24 protein-coding genes and 1 pseudogene are annotated in these 24,445 nt (G+C 63.5%); 17 read left to right on the forward strand and 8 right to left on the reverse strand.

Going from position 1 to position 24,445, the window contains the following annotated elements:
* Positions 1-87: 87 nt before the first annotated feature.
* The 3 genes from prpC to prpB are packed head-to-tail and all read right to left on the reverse strand — an operon-like array spanning position 88 to position 2,520.
* Complete coding sequence (prpC, locus tag C8E02_RS03940; RefSeq protein ID WP_047966283.1) at positions 88-1,239, reverse strand: bifunctional 2-methylcitrate synthase/citrate synthase; 1,152 nt, start codon at positions 1,237-1,239, stop codon at positions 88-90.
* 49 nt (positions 1,240-1,288) lie between these two features.
* Complete coding sequence (locus tag C8E02_RS03945) at positions 1,289-1,615, reverse strand: cupin domain-containing protein (RefSeq protein ID WP_120809729.1); 327 nt, start codon at positions 1,613-1,615, stop codon at positions 1,289-1,291.
* Between the two features lie 32 nt (positions 1,616-1,647).
* Positions 1,648-2,520: a methylisocitrate lyase gene (gene prpB, locus C8E02_RS03950; protein ID WP_047966281.1), complete on the reverse strand. Its 873-nt coding sequence runs from the start codon at positions 2,518-2,520 to the stop codon at positions 1,648-1,650.
* 266 nt (positions 2,521-2,786) lie between these two features.
* Between prpB and rpoE the strand changes: the two genes are divergently transcribed.
* From rpoE to nagZ, 16 genes are all read left to right on the forward strand, one after another.
* Entirely contained in the window at positions 2,787-3,386 is a 600-nt protein-coding gene (gene rpoE, locus C8E02_RS03955; protein WP_047966280.1) for an RNA polymerase sigma factor RpoE, read from the forward strand.
* 7 nt (positions 3,387-3,393) lie between these two features.
* The gene (locus C8E02_RS03960) at positions 3,394-3,891 is read left to right on the forward strand and encodes a sigma-E factor negative regulatory protein (protein WP_120809730.1); all 498 of its coding nucleotides are present in this window, start codon (positions 3,394-3,396) and stop codon (positions 3,889-3,891) included.
* Positions 3,891-4,838 (forward strand): MucB/RseB C-terminal domain-containing protein, encoded by a 948-nt coding sequence (locus tag C8E02_RS03965; RefSeq protein ID WP_120809731.1) that lies wholly within the window; start codon positions 3,891-3,893, stop codon positions 4,836-4,838. Before C8E02_RS03960 ends, C8E02_RS03965 begins: the two co-directional genes overlap by 1 nt.
* A gap of 2 nt (positions 4,839-4,840) precedes the next feature.
* Positions 4,841-5,314, forward strand: coding sequence for a SoxR reducing system RseC family protein (locus tag C8E02_RS03970; RefSeq protein WP_120809732.1), 474 nt, complete (start codon positions 4,841-4,843; stop codon positions 5,312-5,314).
* Positions 5,296-6,711: a DegQ family serine endoprotease gene (locus tag C8E02_RS03975; RefSeq protein ID WP_120809733.1), complete on the forward strand. Its 1,416-nt coding sequence runs from the start codon at positions 5,296-5,298 to the stop codon at positions 6,709-6,711. Before C8E02_RS03970 ends, C8E02_RS03975 begins: the two co-directional genes overlap by 19 nt.
* Positions 6,708-6,962, forward strand: a complete 255-nt coding sequence (locus C8E02_RS03980) for a glutaredoxin family protein (protein WP_047966275.1) — start codon at positions 6,708-6,710, stop codon at positions 6,960-6,962. Before C8E02_RS03975 ends, C8E02_RS03980 begins: the two co-directional genes overlap by 4 nt.
* 63 nt (positions 6,963-7,025) lie before the next feature.
* Complete coding sequence (gene lepA / locus C8E02_RS03985) at positions 7,026-8,819, forward strand: translation elongation factor 4 (protein WP_047966274.1); 1,794 nt, start codon at positions 7,026-7,028, stop codon at positions 8,817-8,819.
* Positions 8,820-9,782 (forward strand): signal peptidase I, encoded by a 963-nt coding sequence (gene lepB, locus C8E02_RS03990; RefSeq protein WP_047966273.1) that lies wholly within the window; start codon positions 8,820-8,822, stop codon positions 9,780-9,782.
* Between the two features lie 20 nt (positions 9,783-9,802).
* Positions 9,803-10,171, forward strand: coding sequence for a DUF4845 domain-containing protein (locus tag C8E02_RS03995; RefSeq protein ID WP_047966272.1), 369 nt, complete (start codon positions 9,803-9,805; stop codon positions 10,169-10,171).
* Between the two features lie 5 nt (positions 10,172-10,176).
* Positions 10,177-10,881, forward strand: coding sequence for a ribonuclease III (rnc, locus tag C8E02_RS04000; RefSeq protein ID WP_053068071.1), 705 nt, complete (start codon positions 10,177-10,179; stop codon positions 10,879-10,881).
* Positions 10,882-10,884: 3 nt separating this feature from the next.
* Complete coding sequence (era, locus tag C8E02_RS04005) at positions 10,885-11,775, forward strand: GTPase Era (protein WP_047966271.1); 891 nt, start codon at positions 10,885-10,887, stop codon at positions 11,773-11,775.
* Positions 11,776-11,796: 21 nt separating this feature from the next.
* A complete protein-coding gene (locus tag C8E02_RS17595) occupies positions 11,797-12,153 on the forward strand; it encodes an antibiotic biosynthesis monooxygenase family protein (RefSeq protein WP_120809735.1) in 357 nt (118 codons plus the stop codon).
* Positions 12,134-12,862, forward strand: coding sequence for a DNA repair protein RecO (gene recO, locus C8E02_RS04015; RefSeq protein ID WP_245961057.1), 729 nt, complete (start codon positions 12,134-12,136; stop codon positions 12,860-12,862). Before C8E02_RS17595 ends, recO begins: the two co-directional genes overlap by 20 nt.
* A gap of 25 nt (positions 12,863-12,887) precedes the next feature.
* Positions 12,888-13,622, forward strand: a complete 735-nt coding sequence (gene pdxJ / locus C8E02_RS04020) for a pyridoxine 5'-phosphate synthase (protein ID WP_120809737.1) — start codon at positions 12,888-12,890, stop codon at positions 13,620-13,622.
* A complete protein-coding gene (gene acpS, locus C8E02_RS04025; RefSeq protein ID WP_047966267.1) occupies positions 13,622-14,017 on the forward strand; it encodes a holo-ACP synthase in 396 nt (131 codons plus the stop codon). The genes pdxJ and acpS overlap by 1 nt, the downstream gene beginning before the upstream one ends.
* Positions 14,018-14,030: 13 nt before the next feature.
* The gene (gene nagZ / locus C8E02_RS04030; RefSeq protein ID WP_170152093.1) at positions 14,031-15,119 is read left to right on the forward strand and encodes a beta-N-acetylhexosaminidase; all 1,089 of its coding nucleotides are present in this window, start codon (positions 14,031-14,033) and stop codon (positions 15,117-15,119) included.
* A gap of 120 nt (positions 15,120-15,239) precedes the next feature.
* Here the strand turns inward: nagZ and C8E02_RS04035 are convergent, their stop codons facing one another.
* The 5 genes and pseudogenes from C8E02_RS04035 to dinG all read right to left on the reverse strand — a co-directional run bounded on the left by C8E02_RS04035 (position 15,240) and on the right by dinG (position 22,181).
* Entirely contained in the window at positions 15,240-16,907 is a 1,668-nt protein-coding gene (locus C8E02_RS04035) for a SulP family inorganic anion transporter (protein WP_120809739.1), read from the reverse strand.
* A gap of 114 nt (positions 16,908-17,021) precedes the next feature.
* Positions 17,022-18,488 (reverse strand): hypothetical protein, encoded by a 1,467-nt coding sequence (locus C8E02_RS04040; RefSeq protein ID WP_147424428.1) that lies wholly within the window; start codon positions 18,486-18,488, stop codon positions 17,022-17,024.
* 176 nt (positions 18,489-18,664) lie between these two features.
* Positions 18,665-19,462, reverse strand: coding sequence for a type I methionyl aminopeptidase (gene map, locus C8E02_RS04045; RefSeq protein WP_047966263.1), 798 nt, complete (start codon positions 19,460-19,462; stop codon positions 18,665-18,667).
* A 118-nt stretch (positions 19,463-19,580) separates the two neighbouring features.
* Positions 19,581-19,868 (reverse strand): annotated as a pseudogene (locus C8E02_RS04050) (DUF3579 domain-containing protein); the annotation flags it as partial.
* Positions 19,869-20,048: 180 nt separating this feature from the next.
* Complete coding sequence (gene dinG, locus C8E02_RS04055; RefSeq protein ID WP_120809741.1) at positions 20,049-22,181, reverse strand: ATP-dependent DNA helicase DinG; 2,133 nt, start codon at positions 22,179-22,181, stop codon at positions 20,049-20,051.
* 142 nt (positions 22,182-22,323) lie between these two features.
* Here dinG and C8E02_RS04060 point away from each other — a divergent pair, with 142 nt between their 5' ends.
* Positions 22,324-24,291: an aminotransferase class I/II-fold pyridoxal phosphate-dependent enzyme gene (locus C8E02_RS04060; protein WP_120809742.1), complete on the forward strand. Its 1,968-nt coding sequence runs from the start codon at positions 22,324-22,326 to the stop codon at positions 24,289-24,291.
* The last annotated feature ends 154 nt before the right edge of the window (positions 24,292-24,445 follow it).

Here is a 24,445-nt window from a genome sequence, read left to right on the forward strand (position 1 = left end):
GATCACCCTGCGGCCAACGTTGGCCGCAGGGCGCCGTTCCTGTTTTATGGTAATCACCAGCCGGTCGCTGCCGGCAGGAGTGACGCGTCAGCGCTGTGCCAGTGGCACGAATTCCTGGTCTTCAGGGCCGATGTAGTTGGCGCTCGGGCGGATGATCTTGCCGTCGATGCGCTGTTCGATCACGTGCGCGCTCCAGCCGCTGGTACGGGCGATCACGAACAGCGGGGTGAACATCGCGGTCGGCACGCCCATCATGTGATAGCTCACTGCGCTGAACCAGTCCAGGTTCGGGAACATCTTCTTGATGTCCCACATCACGCTTTCCAGACGCTCGGCGATGTCGAACATCTTGCTGTCGCCGGCGCTGTTGGACAGCTCGCGCGCCACTTCCTTGATCACCTTGTTGCGCGGGTCGCTGATGGTGTACACCGGGTGGCCGAAGCCGATCACCACTTCCTTGCGCTCGACGCGGGCCTTGATGTCGGCCTCGGCTTCGTCCGGGTTTTCGTAGCGCTTCTGCACTTCGAACGCCACCTCGTTGGCGCCGCCGTGTTTCGGGCCGCGCAGCGCGCCGATGGCGCCGGTGATGGCGCTGTACATGTCGGAGCCGGTGCCGGCGATAACGCGGGCGGTGAAGGTGGAGGCGTTGAACTCGTGCTCGGCGTACAGGTTGAGCGAGGTGTGCATCGCGCGCACCCACTGTGCGGACGGTTTCTGGCCGTGCAGCAGGTGCAGGAAGTGACCGCCGATGGAGTCGTCGTCGGTTTCCACCTCGATGCGCTTGCCGTTGTGGCTGAAGTGGTACCAGTACAGCAGCATCGAACCCAGCGATGCCATCAGGCGGTCGGCGATGTCGCGCGCGCCTGGCACGTTGTGGTCGTCCTTTTCCGGCAGCGTGCAGCCTAGTGCCGACACGCCGCTGCGCATCACGTCCATCGGGTGCGAGGCGGCCGGCAGCGCTTCCAGCACCGCTTTCACCGACGCCGGCAGACCGCGCAGCGATTTCAGCTTCTTCTTGTAGCCGGTGAGTTCGGCCTGGTTCGGCAGCTTGCCGTGTACCAGCAGGTAGGCCACTTCCTCGAATTCGGTGTCGGCGGCCAGATCCAGAATGTCGTAGCCGCGGTAGTGCAGGTCGTTGCCGCTGCGGCCAACGGTGCACAGCTCGGTATTGCCGGCGGCGACGCCGGAGAGTGCGACGGATTTCTTGGCTTTGGGAAGCACTTGGAGTGATTCGGTCATTTCTTCTCTTCTCCTGCTGCTGGTATTGACTGGGTTGTGCGTTATCGAATTATTTTTCGCTGAAAAAAACGGCTAGCCAGACGCTGTCCTGTGCCGGTGTGGTCCAGGCCACGCGGTGACGGCAATGGGCCGGAATCAGCACTGCATCACCGGGCGCCAGCTGCTGGCGGCGGGGCGGGTCGGCGTATGCCAGTTCCGCGGCGCCGGCCAGCAACAGCACCCACTCGTGTTCGTCCTGGTCGTACCAGAAGTCCTCGGGTGAGGCGTGTCCGCGCGACACGATGCGTTCCACGCGAAAACCGGCGCTGCCGGAAAACAGCGTCTGGAACAGCTCTTGCGGCAGGTCGGCCGGAATGTCCGCGAACAGATTGGGCATGGTGTACACCGTCACGCCACTTATTTGGCCGCTTACTTGCCTTGGCTGAACAGGGCGTCCAGCTTCTGCTCGTAGGCGTGGTAATCAAGGTGTTCGTACAGGTCCATCCGCGTCTGCATGGTGTCGACCACGTTCTGCTGCGTGCCGTCGCGGCGGATGGCGCCGTAGACGTTGAGTGCCGCCTGGCTCATGGCGCGGAACGCCGACAGCGGGTACAGCACCAGCCCGACACCGTTGGCGCCCAGCTGTTCGGTGGTGTACAGCGGGGTGGCACCGAATTCGGTGATGTTGGCCAGCACCGGTACCTTCACCGCTTCGGCAAACTGCTTGTACATCGCCAGATCGGTGATCGCCTCCGGGAAGATCATGTCGGCGCCGGCTTCGACGCAGGCCACCGCGCGCTCGATCGCCGCTTCCAGTCCTTCGACCGCCAGCGCGTCGGTGCGCGCCATGATCACCATGCCGTGCTTGCGGGCGTCTACCGCTGCCTTCACGCGGTCGACCATTTCTTCCTGGCTGACGATGGCCTTGTTCGGGCGGTGGCCGCAGCGTTTCTGCTGCACCTGGTCTTCGATGTGCACTGCGGCGGCACCGGCTTTTTCCAGGTTGCGCACGGCGCGGGCGATGTTGAAGGCGCCACCCCAGCCGGTGTCGATGTCCACCAGCAGTGGCAGCTCGGTGACGTCGGTGATGCGGCGCACGTCGATCAGCACGTCTTCCAGCGTGGTGATGCCAAGGTCGGGGATGCCGCAGGAGCAGGCAGCGACACCGCCACCGGACAGGTACAGTGCCTTGAAGCCGCTGTGTTCGGCCAGACGGGCAGCGTAGGCATTGACCGCGCCGACGACTTGCAAGGGTTTTTCGTTGGCAACTGCATCGCGGAAACGTTGGCCGGGTGTCGTCATCGGGTTTCTCCTGTCTTCGGGTTCGGGTGTTAGGTTCTGATGTTTTGTGTTCTGGAGTGGTTGTTCATATTCTAGCAAGTGCTTGGTAAATTGGTAAACGAATTTCTGCGCGCTTTTTTGCTAGATGCGGACAGCTTTGTTATAAGTGCAACGGCTTGTACGGTGAACTTATCCTGAACAAGGCAGGTCACAGTTTCTGTCCTGTGTTGGCCCAGCGTTGGCCACAACAAAAACAAGCAGGACGAATCAGGGAGATAACGGCAACGATGAGTGATCGTGATATCGATCAGCAATTGGTCGAGCGCGCGCAGCGTGGTGAAAAACGCGCGTTCGATCTGTTGGTGGCAAAGTACCAGCGACGGCTTTCCCGCCTGTTGTCACGCTTTATCCGCGATTCGGCGGATATCGAGGATGTGACGCAAGAAGCGTTTGTAAAGGCCTATCGTGCACTGCCTTCGTTTCGCGGTGAAAGTGCGTTTTATACCTGGCTATATCGTATTGGCATCAATACGGCCAAGAACTTTTTGACTTCCGCCGGCCGCCGGCCGGTAATCAGCGCCGAGTTCGAGGACGAGGACGGCGAAAGCCTGGACATGGCCTCGCAGGTGCCGGATTACCACACGCCGGAAGCCGAGATGATGAACCAGCAGATCCTCGCCGCGGTCAATGCCGCGGTAGAGCGGCTGCCGGAAGAGTTGCGCACGGCCATTTCGTTGCGCGAGATGGAAGGTCTCAGCTACGACGAAATTGCCAGTGCCATGAACTGTCCAATCGGTACCGTGCGGTCGCGGATTTTCCGTGCCCGCGAAGCGATCGCGGCAGAGTTGCGTCCCTTGCTGGATACGGCAAAAAACAAAAGATGGTGAACCGATTATGAAACAAAACCTTTCTTCCTTGATGGATGGGGAGCTGGACGATGCGGCTTCCACTCAGTGTATTCGTGCGCTGGATGCTGATCCGGAGTTGAAGGCGGCATGGAATGAATACCATCTGATTGGTGATGCAATTCGCGGCTCTGCGCTGTTGTCGGTCGATGTGCGCGCCGAAGTCGGACAGGCGTTGCAGCAGGAGCCGACGGTGCTGGCGCCCAAGCCCAAGCGCGGTTCGGCATCGGGCCTGATGCGCTACGCCATGGCGGCATCCTTCGCGCTGGCTGGGGTGGTCGGCTGGGCGGTGTGGCAGAGCCAGCCGGAACCGGTGCCGGGCCTGATGGCGCAGGCGGTGTCGACGCCGCAGGGTGGCGCGGTGCAGGTATCGGCCGAGCAGGCGTCCACCCGCAACTCCTATTTGCAGGCTCATCGCGACATGATGGCCGCCGAAGGGCTGGAACGTGTCAATCTGGCGGAACCGGTGTCGGGGGTGGCGCGCTGATGGTCAAGTTTGCCGGTTATCTGTTGCTGGGCATTCCATTGTTGGCGGCCGCGGAGTCGGATTGGGATCTGTTGCAAAAAGCCGCGCAGGCGGGCCGTCACCAGGCGCTGAGCGGTAGCTATACCCATCACGTCGATGACGAGCTGGAAACCTTTCGCCTGTACCGCGCGCAGGAAGGCGGCATGGTGCGAGAGCGGCGCGAGTCGATGGACGGCATGCCGCGCGAGCTGGTGCGCGACGACAACGAGCTGACCTGCTACGCGCCGGACACCAAGGCGCTGAGTGCGGCCAAGGTCAATGCCATCAAGCTGTTTCCGGCGATCCTGCCGGAACGCTCGCAAGACCTGAAGTCGGCCTACGTGCTGAGCCGCGGCAAGCTGGACCGTGTCGCGCGCCGCGATTGCCAGTGGCTGTTGCTGACGCCGAAAGAGGCCAGCCTGCGCTACGGCCTGAAGGTATGCGTGGACCCGGCCAGCGCCTTGCCGCTGAAAACGGTGACCCACGACGCCAAGGGTGCGGTGATTGAGCAGTTTGCCTTCAGCGACCTGACGCTGGGCAACCCGAAAGAGCGCGCCCTGCTGCGGCCACGCTTCAAGTACAGCCTGGCACTGGGTGCCGCGGTCAGCGCGCCGCAGGAAGTGGTGCCGGCCGATTTCGAGATCCGCGGCATGCCGACCGGCTTCCGCCTGTTGCGCTACGCGACCCGCCAGTTGCCGGGACATGATTCCCCGGTGTCACATTTTGTCTATACCGATGGTCTGGCCAAGCTGTCGCTGTTTGTCGAAGCCGGCAAGGGCGAGGCCGATTCGCATCCGGCGGTGATCGGCCCAGGTGGGCTGGGGCTGGCGTCGCGCCGGCTTGGCAACCAGGTGCTGACCGTGGTCGGTGACCTGCCGGAGCAGGGCCTGGAAAATGTGATCAACACCGTGCGCGTAATCAAGAAATAAGCATGCTGGAAACCGAAGCCCAGGTGGTGTCCCTCCATGGCGGCGAAGCCATGGTGCGGCCAACCCCGCATTCCCCGTGCGGGCAGTGCGATCCGGTGCACGGCTGCCGTTCGCTGTCGCTGGCGCGGATGTTTGTGCTGCGCGAGCCGCTGTTCCGCGTGCGCAATCCGTCCGCGGCCGGTGTCGGCGACAAGGTGATCGTCGCCGTGCACGAGCGCGCGCTGCTGGTGTCGACCGCGCTGTTGTACTGCCTGCCCTTGCTGGCGCTGCTGGCGGGGGCGGTGCTGGGGCGGGCGCTGGGTGAGTTGTCGTCGGTGCTCTTGGCTTTTTCCCTGTTTGCCCTGACCTTGTGGTGGGTCAAACGCTATGCCGCAGTCGTGACCACCCGGCAGTTCTTCATGCCCAGCATCGTGCGCCGGGTCGATCCGTCACTGATCATTCAGGAGAAAACAGAAACATGCCGTTCAAGAAACTGATCCTGTGTTCTGCCATGTTGGCCGCATTGGGTGCCACGGCGCCCGCGCTGGCTGCGCCGCAGGTGCTGCCTGACTTTACCCAGCTGGTCGAGCAGCACGGGCGCGCGGTGGTGAATATCCGTACCGTGCAGACAGTGCGTGAGATGGTGCGCCAGATCCCGGAGGGGATGCAGAACGATCCGTTTGCCGAGTTCTTCCGCCGTTTTGCGCCGCCGCAGCTGCGTGAATACCGCACCGGTGGCCTCGGCTCCGGTTTCATCCTGTCGGCCGATGGCTACATCCTGACCAATGCCCACGTGGTGGCCGAGGCGGACGAGATGATCGTCACCCTCAGTGACAAGCGTGAGCTGAAGGCGCGCCTGATCGGCTCCGATGCGCGTACCGATGTCGCGCTGCTGAAGGTCGATGCGGCCAACCTGCCGACGGTAAAACTCGGCAGGTCGGAAAAATTGAAGGTCGGTGAATGGGTGCTGGCAATCGGCTCGCCATTCGGCTTCGAGAGCACGGTGACTTCCGGCATCGTCTCGGCCAAGGGGCGCCAGCTGCCGGACGAGAGCTATGTGCCGTTCATCCAGACCGATGCCGCGATCAATCCCGGTAACTCCGGTGGCCCGCTGTTCAATCTGGACGGCGAGGTGGTCGGTATCAATTCGCAGATCTACAGCCGTTCCGGCGGCTTCATGGGTATTTCCTTCGCCATTCCGATCGATGTCGCGCTGAATGTCGCCGAACAGCTGAAAAAGGACGGCAAGGTTAACCGCAGTCGCCTTGGGGTCAGTATCCAGGAGCTGACGCGCGAACTGGCCGCCTCGTTCGGCCTGAAGGAGGCGCAGGGCGCGCTGATCAATTCGGTGGAGAAGGGCGGTCCGGCGGAGCTGGCCGGCCTGCGTGCCGGCGACGTGGTGCTGAGCGTCAACCGCGACAGTGTGCAGGCCTCGGCCGATCTGCCGCGTCTGATCGGCGCGATCAAGCCGGGCTCGCGCGTGGAGCTGGGCGTGTGGCGTAACCGTGCGCTGTCACGGGTGACGGTGTTGACCGTCGCGCTGCAGGAAGAGGATCCGCGTACCGTCGACCGGGCCTATCACGGCCACCAGCAGCAGGACGGTGACGCGATGAACCGCACCGGCCTGTCGGTGCAGTTGCTGGCGCCGCAGCTGGCGCAGCAGCTGGGCGTCAAGTTCGGCCTGCAGGTGCGCCAGGTCGAGGGGCCGGCGCAACGGGCCGGCATCGTGGTCGGTGACGTGATCATCGGTGTTGCCGGTGCCGAGCTTGCCAGCGTCAAGCAGCTGCAGGATGCCATCGCGGCGACGCCGGCGGGGCAGGCGCTGCCGATGCGGCTGTTGCGACAGGGTAATCCGCTGTTCGTGGCGCTGGTGCCGGAGAAAAAAACGCAATGAGGCAGCTGACACTCTATTTTCGCGAATACTGCAGCCTGTGCCACGACATGCTGGCACAGCTGCAGCCGCTGCAGCAGCAATACGGCTTTGCGCTGGACGTCGTCGATGTCGATGCCGACCCGCTGCTGGAGGAAAAGTACAACGAGCTGGTGCCGGTATTGATGGAAGGGGCGACCGAAATCTGCCACTGGCATCTCGACCTGCCGCGACTGCTTGCACGATTGGCTGCACAGCCAGGCGAAATCGGCTAAAATCCGCGCCAGTGTGAGTTATCAAGGGCACAAACCAGTGCCCTTAATTTTTGCTGGATTCTGATGAAAAATATCCGAAATTTCTCGATCATTGCCCATATTGACCATGGCAAATCGACCTTGGCCGACCGCTTTATCCAGTATTGCGGTGGCTTGGACATGCGTGAAATGAGTGCGCAGGTGCTCGATTCGATGGACATCGAAAAAGAGCGCGGCATTACCATCAAGGCGCAAACCGCCGCGCTGACCTACAAGGCGCGTGATGGCCAGGTCTACAACCTGAACCTGATCGACACCCCGGGACACGTCGACTTCAGCTACGAAGTCAGCCGTTCGCTGTCGGCGTGCGAAGGCGCGCTGCTGGTGGTGGACGCCTCGCAAGGTGTCGAGGCCCAGACCGTGGCCAACTGCTACACCGCCATCGAACTGGGCGTGGAAGTGGTGCCGGTACTGAACAAGATCGACCTGCCGGCGGCCGATCCCGACCGCATTGCGCAGGAAATCGAGGACATCATCGGCATCGAGGCGGTGGACGCGGTGCGTGCCTCGGCCAAATCCGGCATCGGCATCGAGGACATCCTCGAAACCGTGGTCAGCAAGATTCCGCCACCGGAAGGCAATCCGGACGGCCCGCTGAAGGCGCTGATCATCGACTCGTGGTTCGACAACTACGTCGGTGTGGTGATGCTGGTGCGCGTGATTGACGGCCAGCTGAAGCCGAAAGACAAGATCAAGTTCATGGCCACCCAGGCCGAACACCTGTGCGAACAGGTCGGCGTGTTCACGCCGAAGTCGGTGCAGCGCCCGAGCCTGAACGCCGGTGAAGTGGGCTTTGTCATCGCCGGTATCAAGGAACTGAAATCGGCCAAGGTCGGCGACACCATCACCCTGGTGAACAAGCCGGCGGATGCGCCGTTGCCAGGCTTCAAGGAGGTACAGTCGCAGGTGTTTGCCGGCCTGTACCCGGTGGAAAGCCACGACTACGAGTCGCTGCGCGATGCGCTGGAAAAACTGCAGCTGAACGATGCCTCGCTCAAGTACGAGCCGGAAGTGTCGCAGGCGCTGGGCTTCGGCTTCCGTTGCGGCTTCCTCGGCCTGTTGCACCTGGAAATCGTGCAGGAACGTCTCGAACGCGAGTTCGACATGGACCTGATCACCACCGCGCCGACGGTGATCTACGAAGTGGTGATGAAGGACGGCACCATCAGCGAGGTGTCCAACCCGTCGAAGATGCCGGAAGCGGGCAAGTACGAAGAACTGCGCGAGCCGATCATCACTGCCACCATTCTGGTGCCACAGGATTATGTCGGCTCGGTGATGACGCTGTGCAACCAGAAGCGCGGCGTGCAGCGCAATATGCAGTACATGGGCCGTCAGGTGATGCTGACCTATGATCTGCCGATGAACGAAGTGGTGATGGACTTCTTCGACAAGCTGAAGTCCACCAGTCGCGGCTATGCCTCGCTGGACTACGAGTTCAAGGAATTCCAGGCCTCCGATCTGGTGAAGCTGGATGTACTGGTCAACAGCGAAAAAGTCGATGCACTGAGCCTGATCGTGCATCGCGCCACCAGCGTGTACCGCGGTCGCGAGCTGGTGTCGAAGATGCGTGAGCTGATTCCGCGCCAGATGTTCGACATCGCGGTGCAGGCGGCCATCGGCGGCCACATCATCTCCCGTGAAACGGTGAAGGCGCTGCGCAAAAACGTGCTGGCCAAGTGCTACGGTGGCGACATTACCCGTAAGAAAAAGCTGCTGGAAAAGCAGAAGGCCGGTAAGAAGCGGATGAAGCAGGTCGGCAACGTGGAGATTCCACAGGAAGCCTTCCTCGCGATCTTGCAAGTTGGGGACAAATAAATGGGGGCAAACCTGTTCTGGGTATGGATGGTGCTGCTGGCGGTTGGCGTGATGCTGATCGCGTTTGGCGGCAAGCGTGATGACGGTACCCACGCTTCATCCATCGAGTGGGGATATCTGGCGATTCTGGGCGGGGCTTTCGGCCTGCTCTCCGACCACATGAGCTTCACCGCGGTGATGTTGCTGGTGGTGGTGGTGACCGGTGGCGTGTGGCTGTTCGACAAGCTGGTGCTGGCCAAGCGCCGGCAGCCGGGCGTGGTGGTGCCGCACTACATCGACTTCCCGCGCGGCTTCTTCCCGGTGATCGCGGTGGTGTTCCTGCTGCGTGCCTTCGTGGTGGAGCCGTTCCAGATCCCTTCCAGCTCGATGCGCCCGGGACTGGTGGTCGGTGACTTCATCCTGGTCAACAAGTTCGGCTACGGCCTGCGCGTGCCGGTGCTGAACAAGGTGTTTGTGCCGGTCGGCACGGTCGAGCATGGCGACGTGGTGGTGTTTACCTATCCTGAAAACGAGAAGGTCAGCTTCATCAAGCGCGCCATCGGTTTGCCGGGTGACACGGTGGAATATCGCAACAAGCAGCTGTCGGTGAACGGCAAGCCGCTGCCGCGCCTGAGCGTCGGCGAGCACAGCTACCTGGAACAGGGCTTGATGTTGGTGCAGAACCAGCGCTATACCGAAACCCTGGGCAAGGTCAGCTACGATACGCTGGTCATTCCGGAGGCGCCGGTTTATAACCCGGCCGGTGTGCGTTCCTTCGCGCTGCGCGAAAATTGCGAATACCGTGATGACGGCTTCAGCTGCAAGGTGCCGCAGGGACACTATTTCATGATGGGTGACAACCGCGACAACAGCGAAGACAGCCGCTACTGGGGCTTTGTCGAGGACCGCTTGCTGGTGGGCAAGGCGTTCCTGATCTGGCTGAACCTTGGTGATTTCTCGCGTATTGGCAAATCCATCCATTAATCCGGGTGCAGGAGCATGATATGAAGCAGCAACGTGGTTTTTCCCTGTTGGTGGTGCTGGCGCTGGCCATCGTGTTGTCGGTGGTGTTGCTGGCCTTCTTCAAGCTGCTGCCGGTGTATACCGAATATTTTGCGATCAAGAAGACGATCGACGAAATGGTGGTGACCCCGGGTAAAACCGAAGGTGAATTGCGCCGCGAATTCAGGGATCGCACCACGGTGCACGGCATTGTCTCGATCAAGCCGGAAGACCTGCTGATCCTGACGACACCGACCGCGGTCGGCATCGGCGTGCGTTATCGCCGCGAAGTGCCCCTGGTCGACCATCTCGGCCTGATCCTTTCTTTTGAACATGAGGCAGGTACCCCTGTCCTGGAATCGAATCCCTAAACATAGTGAATCAGTCTGATCAACGTTTCCGGCGCCTGTGTACGGCGCTGGATTATTCTTTTAGCCGCTTCGAATTGCTGCGTCAGGCGGTAACCCATCGCAGCTTTGGCGCGCCGAACAACGAACGTTTCGAGTTCGTTGGCGACAGCATTCTCAACTACACCGTCGCCAAGATGCTGTTCGATCACTTTCCGAAACTGTCGGAGGGCGAGCTGTCGCGCTTGCGGGCCAACCTGGTGAACCAGAGCACGCTGGCCGAGATCGCGCAGCAGCTGAAGCTGGGCGACTACCTGTACCTGGGCGAGGGCGAGCTGAAGAGCGGCGGTTTCAACCGGCCGTCGATCCTGGCCGATGCGGTGGAGGCTATCTTTGCCGCGATCAGCTTCGATACCGACTTCATGGCGGCGGAGCGTGTAGTGCGCCGCCTGTACCAGGAGCGCGTGGTCGCCATCGACCCCAGCAAGCATGCCAAGGATGCCAAGACACGGCTGCAGGAGGCGCTGCAGGCGCGCCGCTTGTCGCTGCCGCGCTACAGCATCCTGTCGCAGAGCGGCGAAGCGCACGAGCAGAGCTTCCGCGTGCAGTGCGATCTGGCCGAGCTGAGCATCATTACCACCGGTGACGGCATCAGCCGTCGCGGGGCAGAGCAGCAGGCGGCCGACGCTGCGCTGCTGCTGCTTGAACAACACTTTGCCGCAGGCAAGAAATAAGCCATGACCGATACCGATTTCCGCTGTGGCTTTGTCGCCATCGTTGGCCGCCCCAATGTGGGCAAATCCACGCTGATGAACCATCTCATCGGCCAGAAGATCAGCATTACCTCGAAAAAGGCGCAGACCACGCGCCACCGCGTCAACGGCATCCATACCGAGCCGAATGCGCAGTTCGTGTTCGTCGATACCCCCGGCTTCCAGACCTTTCACAAGGGCGCGCTCAATGCCACGCTGAACCAGTCGGTGAAGGACACCCTGGGCAGCGTCGATTGCGTGCTGTTCGTGCTGGAGGCGATGCGGCTGTCCAATGCCGACCGCGAGGTGATGGCGTTGCTGCCGAAGAACACGCCGGTGATCTTGGTGCTGAACAAGGTCGACAAGGCCAAGGACAGCCTGATGCTGAACGCCTTCATCCAGCAGGTGCGCGAGGAGTTCGAGTTTGCCGATGCCGAAGTGGTCAGTGCCAAGCACGGCCAGCGCCTGGCCGAGCTGCTGGACAAGGTGCGCCCGCACCTGCCGGCCTCGGTGCCGCTGTACCCGGAAGACATGATCACCGACAAGAGCCAGCGCTTCCTCGCCGCCGAGATCGTGCGCGAGAAGCTGTTCCGCTACCTGGGTGAAGAGCTGCCGTACGAGATGAACGTGGAAGTCGAGGCGTTCGAGGTCGACGGTCACATGTTCCGCATCCACGTCGCCATTCTGGTGGACAAGGAAGGGCAGAAGCCGATCGTGATCGGCCGTGGTGGCGAGAAACTGAAGAAGATTTCCACCGAGGCCCGTCTCGACATGGAGCAGCTGTTTGACTGCAAGGTGTTCCTCGAGGTGTGGGTGAAGGTGAAATCCGGCTGGGCCGACGACGTGCGCTTCCTGCGCGATTTCGGCCTGAACTGAGACTGAGCAAAGGTTGGCCGCATGTTTGCCCGTACCCCGACACCGCCCTACTGGGCGGTGATTTTTAGCAGCCAGCGCAGCGCTGTCGAACAGGGCTACGCCGACATGGGCGAGCGCATGGTCGAGCTGGCGGCCGAGCAGCCCGGCTTTCTCGGCGTGGAAAGCGTGCGCGATGCCGACGGTTTCGGCATCACCGTGTCGTACTGGGACAGCGAGGCGGCCATCGCGGCGTGGAAGGCCAATAGCGAGCACCAGCTGGCGCAGCGGCAGGGTTTTGTGCAGTGGTACGCCGGCTTCGAGCTGCGCGTGGCGCAGGTTGGCCGCGTGCACAGCTGGCGCAAGCCGCAGGCAGGGACGGATGCAGCAGAGCAGGGTTGATCGCCAGCCGGCCTACGTGCTGCATACTCAGCCCTACCGCGAGACCAGTCTGCTGGTGGAAGTGCTGACCCGCGATTACGGCCGTTTCACGCTGGTGGCGCGCGGTGCGCGGCGGCCGCGTTCCGACTTGCGCGGGCTGTTGCTGCCGTTCCAGCCTTTACAGCTGGCTTGGTTCGGCAAGGGTGAATTGCGCACCCTGCACACCGCCGACTGGCGCGGTGGCGTACCGCAGTTTGCCGGTGCGCGGCTGGTGACCGGTTTCTATCTCAACGAGCTGGTGCTGCGCCTGGCGGCGCGCGACGACCCGTCGCCGGCGCTGTTCAAGCTGTACGATCGCGCGGTGCGCAGCCTGGTCGATCATGCGCTGACCGCCACCGTGCTGCGCCGCTTCGAGCTGGCGCTGCTGGAAGAGCTGGGCTACGCGCCGGCGCTGACGCAGGATCATCTGGCGCAGGCCATCGCACCGCAGGCGCGCTACCTGTGCCGCTTCGGCGCCGCGCCGGAGCTGACCGACGGCGAACAGGCGCCACGCGGTGCGGCCAACGTCAGCGGTGCCACCTTGGTGGCGCTGGCCGCCGCCGATTTCGAGCAGCCGCAAACCCGGCGTGAAGCGCGCCTGCTGTTGCGGCTGTTGCTGGATGAATTGCTGGGCCCGGAGCCGTTGGCTTCGCGCGAATTGCTGACGACCCTCTACGCGCTGTCCGACTGACGGCGCGCCTTGCCGGAGATACAGAATGATTTTGCTAGGTGTGAACATCGATCATGTGGCGACGCTGCGCCAGGCGCGCGGTACCCGTTTCCCCAGCCCGATCGAAGCGGCGCTGGTGGCCGAATCCAGCGGTGCCGACCTGATCACGCTGCATCTGCGTGAAGACCGTCGCCATATCCAGGACCATGATGTCGACACCATGCGCCGCGTGATCAAGACACGCATGAACCTGGAAATGGCGCTGACCGACGAGATGCTGGCCAACGCGCTGCGCGTGCAGCCGGAAGACGTGTGCCTGGTGCCGGAAAAGCGCGAGGAAGTGACCACCGAGGGCGGCCTCGACGTGATCCGCTACTTTGACCAGGTGCGCGACTTCACCCGCCAGCTGACGGCTGCCGGCAGCCGGGTGTCGATCTTCATCGATCCTGACCGCGAGCAGATCCAGGCCGCGTTCGATGCCGGTGCCCGTGTCATCGAGCTGCACACCGGCGCCTACGCCCACGCCGATTTCAAGCATGACGAGCAGCAGGCCGAGCTGGCACGCATCCGCGAGGCGGCGGTATTCGGCAGCCATCTCGGCATGGTGGTCAACGCCGGTCACGGCCTCAACTACCACAACGTGAAACCGATCGCTGCGATTGCGGAGATCGCCGAGCTGAACATCGGTCACGCGCTGGTCAGCCACGCGCTGTTTGTCGGCTTTGCTGAGGCGGTGCGCCAGATGAAGGCCTTGATGATCGAAGGTCGTCAGGGTCTGTAATGATTTACGGCATCGGCACCGACATGGCGCGCATCGAGCGCTTCGATGCGCTGCTGGCACGGCATGGTCTGCGTTGCGGCCAACGTTTGCTGGCCGAGTCCGAGCGGGCCGAACTGGCGCAGGCGAAACAGCCGGCGCGCTTTCTCGCCAAGCGCTTCGCCGCCAAGGAAGCGCTGGGCAAGGCGCTGGGTACCGGCGTGCGCGCGCCGGTGCTGCTGACCGCGATTGCCGTGGTGCACGATGCGCTGGGCAAGCCGATGTTTGCCTTTTCCGATCCGCTGCAGGCTTTCCTGCACCAGCGTGGCATCTGCGCGGTGCACCTGTCGATCAGCGATGAACAACAACACGCGTTCGCTTTCGTGGTCTGCGAAAGCGCGCTTGCGGCCAACCCTTGATGGCGTCTACTTCATGAACAAGCTTCCCCTGCAATTGCCTCGCGGCCCGGTGATGATCGACGTCGCGGCCTTTACCCTGACCGCTGCCGAGCGCGAGCGGCTGTGCCACCCGCTGGTCGGCGGCGTGATCCTGTTCCGTCGCAATTTCCAGAACATCGAGCAGCTCAAGGCGCTGACCGCCGAGATCCGCGCGCTGCGCGAACCGCAGCTGCTGATCGCCGTCGATCACGAAGGCGGCCGCGTGCAGCGCTTCATCGACGGTTTCACCCGCCTGCCGCCGATGCGGGGGCTGGGCGAGGCGTGGGATGTCAACGCCGACAAGGCGGCGGAGTTGACGCGCCAGGTCGGCTACGTGCTGGCCGCCGAGCTGCGTGCCTGCGGCATCGACCTCAGCTTCACCCCGGTGCTGGATCTGGACTGGGGGCAGTGCGCGGTGATCGGCAACCGCAGCTTCCACCGTGACCCGCAAGTGGTGGCCGCGCTGGCGCTGGCGTTGCAGCAGGGCCTGGCCGGCGGTGGCATGGCCACCTGCGGCAAGCATTTCCCCGGTCACGGTTTCGTCGAGGGCGACAGTCATCACGTGATCCCGGTTGATGAGCGCTCGCTGGCGCAACTGCAGGCCGACGATCTGCAACCGTTTGCGCAGCTGGCGGCGGCAGGCATGGCCTCGGTGATGCCGGCGCACGTGGTCTATCCGGCGGTGGATGCGCAGCCGGCTGGTTTTTCCAAAGTCTGGTTGCAGGACATCCTGCGCGGCGAGCTGGGCTTCGATGGCGTGATCTTCTCCGACGACCTGACCATGGAAGGCGCCGCCGGGGTCGGCAATATCGTCGAGCGTGCCCGTGCCGCCTTCGACGCCGGCTGCGACATGGCGCTGGTGTGCAACCGTCCCGATCTGGCCGACCAGCTGCTGGCCGAGCTGGCCGATCCGCAGCTGCCAGGGTTGGCCGCACGGTTGCAGAAAATGGCCGGGCGGGGCGCGCAGGCGGACTGGCAGGCGCTGCTGGCTACCGACAGCTTCGCGCAGGCGCGCGCGGCGGTGATGCAGCTGAGCATGCCCAAGGATGCGCTGGCCGGGCCGGCGGTGGGCGAGGCCTGCTGAGTCGGGACGGGGTTAACCCGTTCGCGGTATGCGACAAGGGCAGCCGGCTGGCTGCCCTTTTTCGCGTCCGCGCCGCAAGGCGCTCGGCATACGGTGAGTCATTAAGCCATCGCGGTAGGCTCAGGCCCACACCACGCCGGCGGTGAGCACTTCTTCCGCGTGCTGCAGCGCGGTGGTCAGATCGGGCTGGATGTTGCGGTTGCCCATCTCGCGGGCGAGACGCGCCTGTTTCAGCATCTGCATCACCTCGGTGCCGGCGCCGCACAGGATCAGGGTGCGCCCCTGCGCCTTCAGGTGCCGGTTCAGCGCCGACAGCGCCAGCAGGCCGGTGGTGTCCAGCATCACCAGCCGGTGCAGTTGCAGGATGATCACCCGCGCCTCGGGATGGGCGTTGGCGATGGCCTCGATGCGGTCGGTGGCGCCGAAGAATAACGCGCCCTCGATGCGGTAGGCGATGCAGCCGTCGGGGATGTGCTTGCCGGCGATGGAGTGGCGTTCGTACAGCTGCTGATGTTCGGCTTTCAGCTCCTGCACGCTGGTGCTGCCGGCCATGCGCTGGATGAAGAACACCGCCGCCATCATCAGCCCGATCTGCACCGCGATGGTGAGGTCGAAGATGACCGTCAGCGCGAAGGTCACCACCAGCACCAGCGTGTCGCGCTTCGGAAACTGTGCCGCCTTGCGGATGTCCCAGTCGCCCATCTTGATGGCGACCGCGATCAGGATGGCGGCCAGCACCGCCAGCGGGATGTAGGCCGCCAGCGGCGCCGCGATCAGGATCACCAGCAGCAGGAACAGCGCATGCACGATGCCGGACACCGGCGTCTTGCCGCCGTTGTTGATGTTGGTGGCGGTGCGGGCGATGGCGCCGGTGGCGGGAATGCCGCCGAAGAACGGCACCACCATGTTGGCGATGCCCTGCGCGATCAGCTCCTGGTTGGCGTCGTGCTTGTCACCGGTCAGGTTGTCGGCGACCACGGCACACAGCAGCGACTCAATGGCGCCGAGCAGCGCGATGGTGAAGGCCGGGGCCAGCAGGTCGGACAGGTGTTCCGGGTCGAAGGCCAGGCCGTGCAGCTCGGGTAGCCCTTGCGGAATGCCGCCGAACTTGCTGCCGATGGTGGCCAGCGGCAGCGAGAACAGGCTGACGGTCAGTGTGGCCAGCACCAGCGCCACGAACGGCCCCGGCAGCGTCCGGTTCAGTGATTTCGGCCACAGCAGGATCAGCAGCAGTGAGGCGGCGGAGACGGCCAGCGTCAGCGGGTCGAACTGATTGATGGTGTGGCGCAGGAGGTCGACGACGGCGAAAAAGCCGCTGGGCATGCTGCCGATCGGCAGACCGAAGAAATCCTTCAGCTGGGTGAGCAGGATCAGCACCGCGATGCCGTTGGTGAAGCCGGTAATCAGCGGCATCGGGAAGAACTTGATCACCTGCCCCAGCCGCAGCAGCCCCATCAGCACCAGCATCGCCCCGGCCATGAAGGTGCAGATGATCAGGTTAGCGATGCCGTATTTGACCACGATGCCGTAGATGATGACGATGAAGGCACCGGTCGGGCCGCTGACCGAGGTCTTGCTGCCACCCAGTAGCGAGGTCAGGAAGCCGGCGATGACGGCGGTAAAGATGCCGGCCTGTGGTGGCACGCCGCTGGCAATGGCAAACGCCATCGCCAGCGGCAGCGCGACGATGCCGACGGTAATGCCGGCCATCAGGTCCTGGCGCAAGGTGGCCTTGTCGTAGCGGCGCAGGGTATGCAGCAGGGCGGGGTGGAAGCGGAGGGTGGCCATGGGGCGCTCTGGGCGACAGTTGGAGAGCTACAGACTAGTAAAATCCCCATTGCTGCTCAAGGGTTTTATGCAAACGCTGCGCCGAAAGCGGCAAGGCCTTGCCGCCGGAATGGCTCAGTGACGTTCGGCGCGGACGTTGATCAGCTGGTAGTAGGCGGTCTGCAGCAGTAGGCGGGTGGCCTTGACCGGCAGCACGCCCTGCGGCTGGTGGATCTCGAACTGGCGCAGCGCCTGGTACGGCTTGCCGTACATCACCAGCACGTCCTGCGGGTTGAGGCGGGCATTGGCAGCCAGCCGGATCGCGTTTTGCACCTGTTCGGTGGCGTAGGTGACCACCGGCTTCACCTGGATCGCTTCCGGGTTCTTGCCGACGATCTCGATGCCGCATTCGGTGTCGCCGCACGGGCTGTGGCGGTTGATCCAGCGCACCACGCCGAGGAAAGGGTCACGGCCGGGACGGCGGATCAGCACCAGTTCGCCACTGCGCAGTGGCATGGTCGGCAGTTGGCCGCGCAGCAGGTAGCCGCTGGCGCTCATATTGCACACCTGCATCTGCGCCACTGGCGGTGGTGTATCGTCGCTGTCGGCTTGCAGTGCCTGCCAGCAGTGGTCGAGGGTGGCGTGCAGCTGCACGAACTCTTCGCTCTTGCTGTGCAGGCGCAGGTAGCGCCGCTGCGGCGGATAGACCAGTTCCTGGCGCAGTTTCAGGATCAGCTGCTGCTCCAGCTGTGCCGCGGCATCCAGTTGCGGGGTGGCCTGGCTTTTTTCTTCCCAGCTCTGCAGCACGCGGTGCACGCCGAGCAGCAGCTGGGCATGCTCCTGCCCCGGTTTGCCGCGGATGCTGCTGTGACGCGGCGCGGCATCGCGCTCCAGGTCGACGATGAAGCCGTTGCCGTCCACTGCCGATGCCAGCGGCAGCAGCTGGGCATGCTTGCCGCCTTCGCGGGCCAGCCGCACCAGGCACTCGATGCGCGCCGGATCCAGCCGGTTGCTGGCGGTGACGCCGAACAGCAGCAGCTGGCGGTACAGTGCGCCGAGGGTATCGTTCTTGCCGGCGGCAGTTTTGCTTTCCCAGCCGCCATCCAGCAGGTAGCGGTACAGGCGGTGGCAATCCTGCCAGAAACCGGGTGGCAGGCTGCTGTAGCCGAGCGCATGGGTGCGCAGCACCTCGATGGCACAGGCGAGGCAATCGGCGCAGGCGTCGATCTTACTTTTGTTGCTGCTGAAAAAGCCGCTGCGGCCCGCTTCCTGCTGCAGTCCCCGTTTTGCCTGGTGCAGCAGGCTGGTGGCAAGCGCCTGGGCCAGCACCATGGCGAACAATGCCTGCTGCGGCTGCGAAGCATCCAGACGGCGGGCCAGTTCCAGCAGGGCCGGCAGCAGGCTGTCGGCCTGGGCCCGCTGTGCCGGCAGCAGGGACGTGCTGTTGCCGGTTAGTGTGGCATGCAGCTCGCGCAGCAGGGTCTCGGCGGCGGCAAGGGTCTGCCGCGCGCCGTGCTCGCGGGCATGCTCGCCGCTGGCGCGCATCAGGTCGGCAAATTCGACTGCTTCGGCCAGATCGATGGCCATGACGAGGGTCAGCACATTCAACGCACTAGCTTGGGAGGTGGGGAGGGGGCGTGCTCTGGGCGCGCCGGCTGCAGGGCATTGTGCCTGCTTAGTGGCGGAAGAAAAGGGGGACTGGCCGCTTTTTGGCGGGAATGTGCATATTCACGCAAAAGGCCGGACATTCAGTCCGGCCTCGTTAACGCTGCTGCAGTTTATTTCCACACCGGTTTCGGCGGGGTGCCGTCGGAGGTGGTCATGATTTCGTAGCCGGTTTCGGTGACCAGCACGGTGTGTTCCCACTGCGCCGACAGGCTGCGGTCCTTGGTGACCACGGTCCAGCCATCGGCCAGCAGGCGCAGGTGGCGCTTGCCCTGGTTGATCATCGGCTCGATGGTGAAGATCATGCCGGCCTTCAGTTCCATGCCGGTACCCGGCTGGCCGTAGTGCAGCACTTGTGGCTCTTCGTGGAACTTGGTGCCGATGCCATGACCACAGAATTCCTGTACCACGCTGTAGCCGGCGCCTTCGGCATGGCGCTGGATGGCGTTGCCGATGTCACCGAGACGAGCGCCCGGCTTGACCTTCTCGATACCCTTCCACATGCACTCGTAGGTGACCTTGCACAGGCGGCGCGCAAAGTCGCTGACCTGGCCGACGTAGTACATGCGGCTGTTGTCGCCGTGGTAGCCGTCCTTGATCACGGTGATGTCCATGTTGAGGATGTCGCCGCTTTTCAGTGGTTTGTCGTCGGGGATGCCGTGGCAGATCACGTGGTTGATCGAGGTGCAGATCGATTTCGGATACGGAATGCCGCCATCCGGTGCGTAGTTCAGCGGCGCCGGGATGGTGCCCTGCACATTGACCATGTAGTCGTGGCAGAGCTGGTTCAGTTCGTTGGTGGTGACGCCGGGTTTGACGAAGGGCGTAATGTAGTCGAGCACTTCCGCGGCGAGCCGTCCGGCAACGCGCATTTTTTCGATATCTTGCTGGCTTTTGATCAGTGTGGACATGCGTTCATCGCTTGATGGGTTCAAGCCGTCATGATAGCAAACATCACGTTAGCGGACGACCCGCGCCGTCTGCCTGCGTGCTGCCAGCATGTCAGGCCAGAAACTGGTTCGGGTAGATTTCGTCGATCAGGGTGCGGCAATCCACGATGCGCAGATCGTTGTCCTTGGCAAAATCCATCAGGAAGCGGAATACCTGCGGCTGGTTTTTTTCCAGCTTCTTGTCCACTGCGACGCAGCGGACGTTGTCCAGCATCATCGGGCGTACAAACTGGTGATAGGCCAGCTTCTGGTCGTCGCCAAACGACGAGAGGATGCCGGCGAGACGTTCGGCCCAGTCGCTGGGACGGAACGTGCGGCCTTCGGATGTCAGGCCTTGGATAACGATTTCGTATGGATTACAGATCATGGCTTAACCGGGCGCGTTCTTTTGAGTGGGTGTGGTCTCTTGCCCTGTGCTGAATTGTTATGTGGCAGAGCAAACTGTTCTGCGATGTCAGTCACGGTTCGGGTTTACCCTCCATTCTACCGTAAAACCGGGTGGGCATCATCCTGCGCGGTGGCGGCAGGATGGCGGCTTTCCCCAATATCAAATCCGGCGGAATGGTGGCAGGGCGGCCAGCAGGCGTTTGCCATAGTTCTGGCGCACGATGCGGGTGTCAAGAATGGTGACGCGGCCATAGTCCTGTTCGGTACGGATCAGGCGGCCGACGGCCTGGATCAGCTTGATCGACGCCTCCGGCACCGTCAGCTCCACGAACGGGTTGCCGCCGCGTTTTTCGATCCAGCGCGACAGGGTGCGGCCGACCGGATCATCCGGCATCGCGAACGGCAGTTTGGCGATGATGACGTGCACGCAGGCTTCGCCCGGCAGATCCAGCCCCTCGGAGAACGAGTCCAGCCCGAACAGCACGCTGGCGCGGCCGGCCTGCAGTGCGTCGCGGTGGTTCTGCAGCAGCACTGCCTTGGGCAGCTCGCCCTGCATCTGCACCCGTTCGCGCAGGTTGGCCGCAAGCCCTTCCGCCACTTCCTGCATTTGCTTGCGCGAGGTGAATAGCACCAGCGTGCCGACCGCCTCGTTGGGGTCGACCAGCTTGGGTAGCCAGTCGATGATTTCGCGGGTGTGACCGGCTGGGTCTTTCGGGGTGCTGAGCAGTGGCGGCACGTATAGCTCGCCCTGTTCGCTGAAGTTGAACGGCGAATCCAGCGCCACGGTCTGAACCTGCTCCAGCCACTTGAGGCCGGTCTGCGACAGCAGCAGATCGAAGCTGCCCAGCGAGCGCAGCGTGGCCGAGGTCAGCACCGCACCGGCGGCACGGCGCCACAGTGTGGCGGCGAGGCTGCCGGCTGCGCTTACCGGCGAGGCGGAGAACAGGTAGTCGCCCTTGCCGTCGGCGCGGCGGGTCACCCACTTGGCGATCGGCGGCGCGTTTTCTTCCGGCTCCTTCTCGAACAGGTCCCACAGAGCCATCAGCTGTTCGCACTTGCCGACCATGAAGCCGACGTCGGAGCTGGTCTTGTCGATCAGCAGCGTCTCCTGCTGCTTGTCCTTGCGCAGCTGGGCCAGACCGTCACTCATGCCGGTCAGGTTCTTGTACAGCATGCGCGCCGACAGCGCCATGTTGGCCGCAGGAATCTTCATCGACTCCGGCAGCACGCCGTCCTCGACCAGCCACGACGGCTCCAGATTGTCGCTGCTGGCTTCCAGCGACGGCTCGGTCTGCAGCAGCCACAGCCATTCGGTGAGGCTTTCCATGCAGGCCGCTGCCGCCTCGCAGGCGTTGCTGGCCAGCTCCGGCTTGTCGATCAGGCTTTCGACGCGGGTCGCCAGCGGTGTGATCTTGTCCAGCCACGCCATCGCCTGCGCCAGGCTGTGTTCGGCGGCGAACTGGTTGACGGCCTTCTTGGCGAGGTGGTGCGCCTCGTCGATGCAGTAGAAGCTGTTTTCCGGCGCCGGCAGGATCACGCCGCCGCCCATCGCCACGTCGGCTAGCATCAGGTCGTGGTTGGCGACCACGATGTCGACGGTTTCCAGCGTTTCGCGCGCCAGATAAAACGGGCACTCCGGACGGTTGGGGCAGCCGGCTTTCAGGCAGCCGTGGCGGTCGTTGGTGACACGGCGCCACAGCTCGTCATTGATCATTTCCGGCCAGCTGTCGCGGTCGCCGTTCCACTTGCGGTAGTAGAAGGCGTCGGCCAGCTGACGCAGCGCCTCGATCTCGCCCTGTTCGGGCTTGCGCTCCCACAGCGCCAGCGCCGGGTCCTGCGCGATCAGCTCGCCCTGCGCGTTGTCGGCGGTGAGCTGGTACAGGCGGTACGGGCACAGGTAACGGCCGCGGCCCTTGGCCAGTGCAAAGGTGGCCGGCAGGCCGCTTTTTTCGATGGCGAACGGCAGGTCGCGGTTGACCAGCTGTTCCTGCAGCGCGATGGTGGCGCTGGTGACCACCAGCTTCTTGCCGCGCGACTTGGCCATCACGCCGCCGGCCAGCAGGTAGGCCAGGCTCTTGCCGACGCCGGTCGGGCCTTCGATCACGGCGATGCTCTCGCCGTTGCGCTCCGGCGCGTCGTCGCTGTCCTCGGCCTTGCTCAGGGTGCTGCCAAAGGCGTTGGCGACGGTGGCCAGCATTTGTCGCTGGGCGGCGCGCGGGCGGAAGCCCGGCAGGTTGTCGGCAATGGCGCGATAGTACTCGCGCAGGGAATCTTTTTCGGCGTCGGTCAGCATCCGCGCATTGTAGCGGATTGGCCGCCCGCCTGCTTTGCCGCGTCGCCGGCGTGGTCGTCTGGCATCACTGCTGCACGCCGCTTAGCAGCTTGTCATCGGGGCAGCTAGACTGGGAACACGGCCTGCGCCGCAGGAGGAAACCATGACACCAGTAAGCCGGGTTCTGATCGTCAGCAACGACGCCCGCTGGCAGGCCAGCGTGCTGGCGGGGCTGAACGCCGCCGCCGCCAAACTGCACAATTCGCTGGGCCTGTGTTTCGCCAGCGTTGCCCGCAGCAGCGATGCGCTGGCGCAGGTGGCGCACGACGGCGAATTGCAGTTCGTGCTGCTGGACAAGGGTATGAAGGAGCAGGGGCTGACGCAGCCGGCGGTGGAGCTGGCCAACCAGATTTCCGCGCTACGGCCGGAGTTGTCGCTGTACATCCTGCTGCAGGACGACGACGAGAAGGTGCTGATGGAGACGCTGGCCAGCCACGCGGTGGATGGTTACTTCTACCGCGACGAGCAGGATTTTCACGGCTGGTTCCGCATTCTTGCCGCCGAGCTGGCGGAGAAGTCGGCGACGCCGTTCTACGACCGCCTCAAGCTGTACGTCAGCATGGCCAAGGACTCGTGGCATACCCCAGGCCACTCCGGCGGCGACTCGTTCAAGAACAGCCCGTGGGTCGGCGATTTCTACGATTTCGTCGGCGAGGAAATGCTGCGCGCCGACCTGTCGGTGTCGGTGCCGATGCTGGATTCGCTGCTGCACCCGACCGGGGTGATCGCCGACGCGCAAACGTTGGCCGCAAAGGCGTTTGGCGCGCGCAAGACCTATTTCGCCACCAACGGCACCTCCACCTCCAACAAGGTGATTTTCCAGACGCTATTGGCGCCGGGCGACAAGCTGCTGCTGGACCGCAACTGTCACAAATCGGTGCACCACGGCGTGATCCTGTCCGGCGCGCTGCCGCTGTATCTCGACTCCTCGGTCAACCGCCACTACGGCATTTTCGGGCCGGTGCCCAAAACGGTAATTTTCGACGCCATTGCGACCAACCCTGACGCGCGGGTGCTAATCCTGACCTCCTGCACCTACGACGGCCTGCGCTACGACCTGCCGCCCATCATCGCCGCCGCTCACGCCGCCGGCATCAAGGTGGTGGTCGACGAGGCCTGGTACGGTCACGCCCGGTTTCACCACGCGCTGCGGCCAACGGCGCTGGAATCCGGCGCCGACTATGTCACGCAAAGCACGCACAAGGTGCTGTCGGCGTTCTCGCAGGCGAGCATGATCCACGTCAACGACCCGGCTTTCGACGAGCACCTGTTCCGCGAAAACTTCAATATGCACGCCTCGACCAGCCCGCAGTACAACCTGATCGCCAGTCTCGACGTAGCGCGCAAGCAGGCGGTGACAGAGGGCTTCCGCCTGCTCGATCGCGCGCTGAAGCTGGCGCAGGAGTTGCGGCAGAAGATCAACTCCACCGGCGCCTTCCGCGTGCTGGAGCTGGAAGACCTGCTGCCGCAGAGCGTGTGCGGTGACGGCATCCGGCTGGACCCGACCAAGCTGACGGTGGACATCTCGCAAGCCGGCTACAGTGCCGACGAGTTGCAGCGCGCGCTGTTCGAGCGCTTCAACATCCAGTTCGAGAAATCCACCTTCAATACCATCACCCTGTTGCTGACGGTGGGCACCACGCGCAGCAAGGTGTCGCGACTGTTCGATGCGCTGCTGCGACTGGCCAAGGAGCAGCGCCCGCCGCGACTACTGGGGCGGATGCCGGAGATCCCCGGCTTTACCCACCTGGCCTGCCTGCCACGCGATGCCTTCTATGAAACGGGCGAACGCCTGCCGCTGTTCGACGACGAGGGGCGGGCCAATCCGCAGCTGACCGGTCGCGTCTGTTGCGACCAGATCGTGCCCTATCCGCCGGGCATTCCGGTGCTGGTGCCGGGGCAGGTGATCGACGATGGCATCATCGCCTATCTGGCGCGGCTGTTGAAAACGCAGAAGCGCATCGAGATGCATGGTCTGGACGAGGAGGGCGGCGAGTACCGGGTGCGGGTGCTGACGGCGGCGGAACTGGCGGCGTTGCCGGGACAGGCTAGTGCAGTGGCGCGGGAATGAGCGCCCGCGCCGTCGTGTTGATTATGCTAAACACCGGAAAATGCCTAGCACGATGATTCATATCGGTTTTTTTGAAAAATTGCGTGCGGACGCTGGCGCGTAAATGCCACACAGACTTGTCACCAGATTGGATTTCGGATACATATAACCATGT

Source organism: Vogesella indigofera, from assembly GCF_003633895.1.
Taxonomy (GTDB): Bacteria; Pseudomonadota; Gammaproteobacteria; order Burkholderiales; family Chromobacteriaceae; genus Vogesella; species Vogesella indigofera.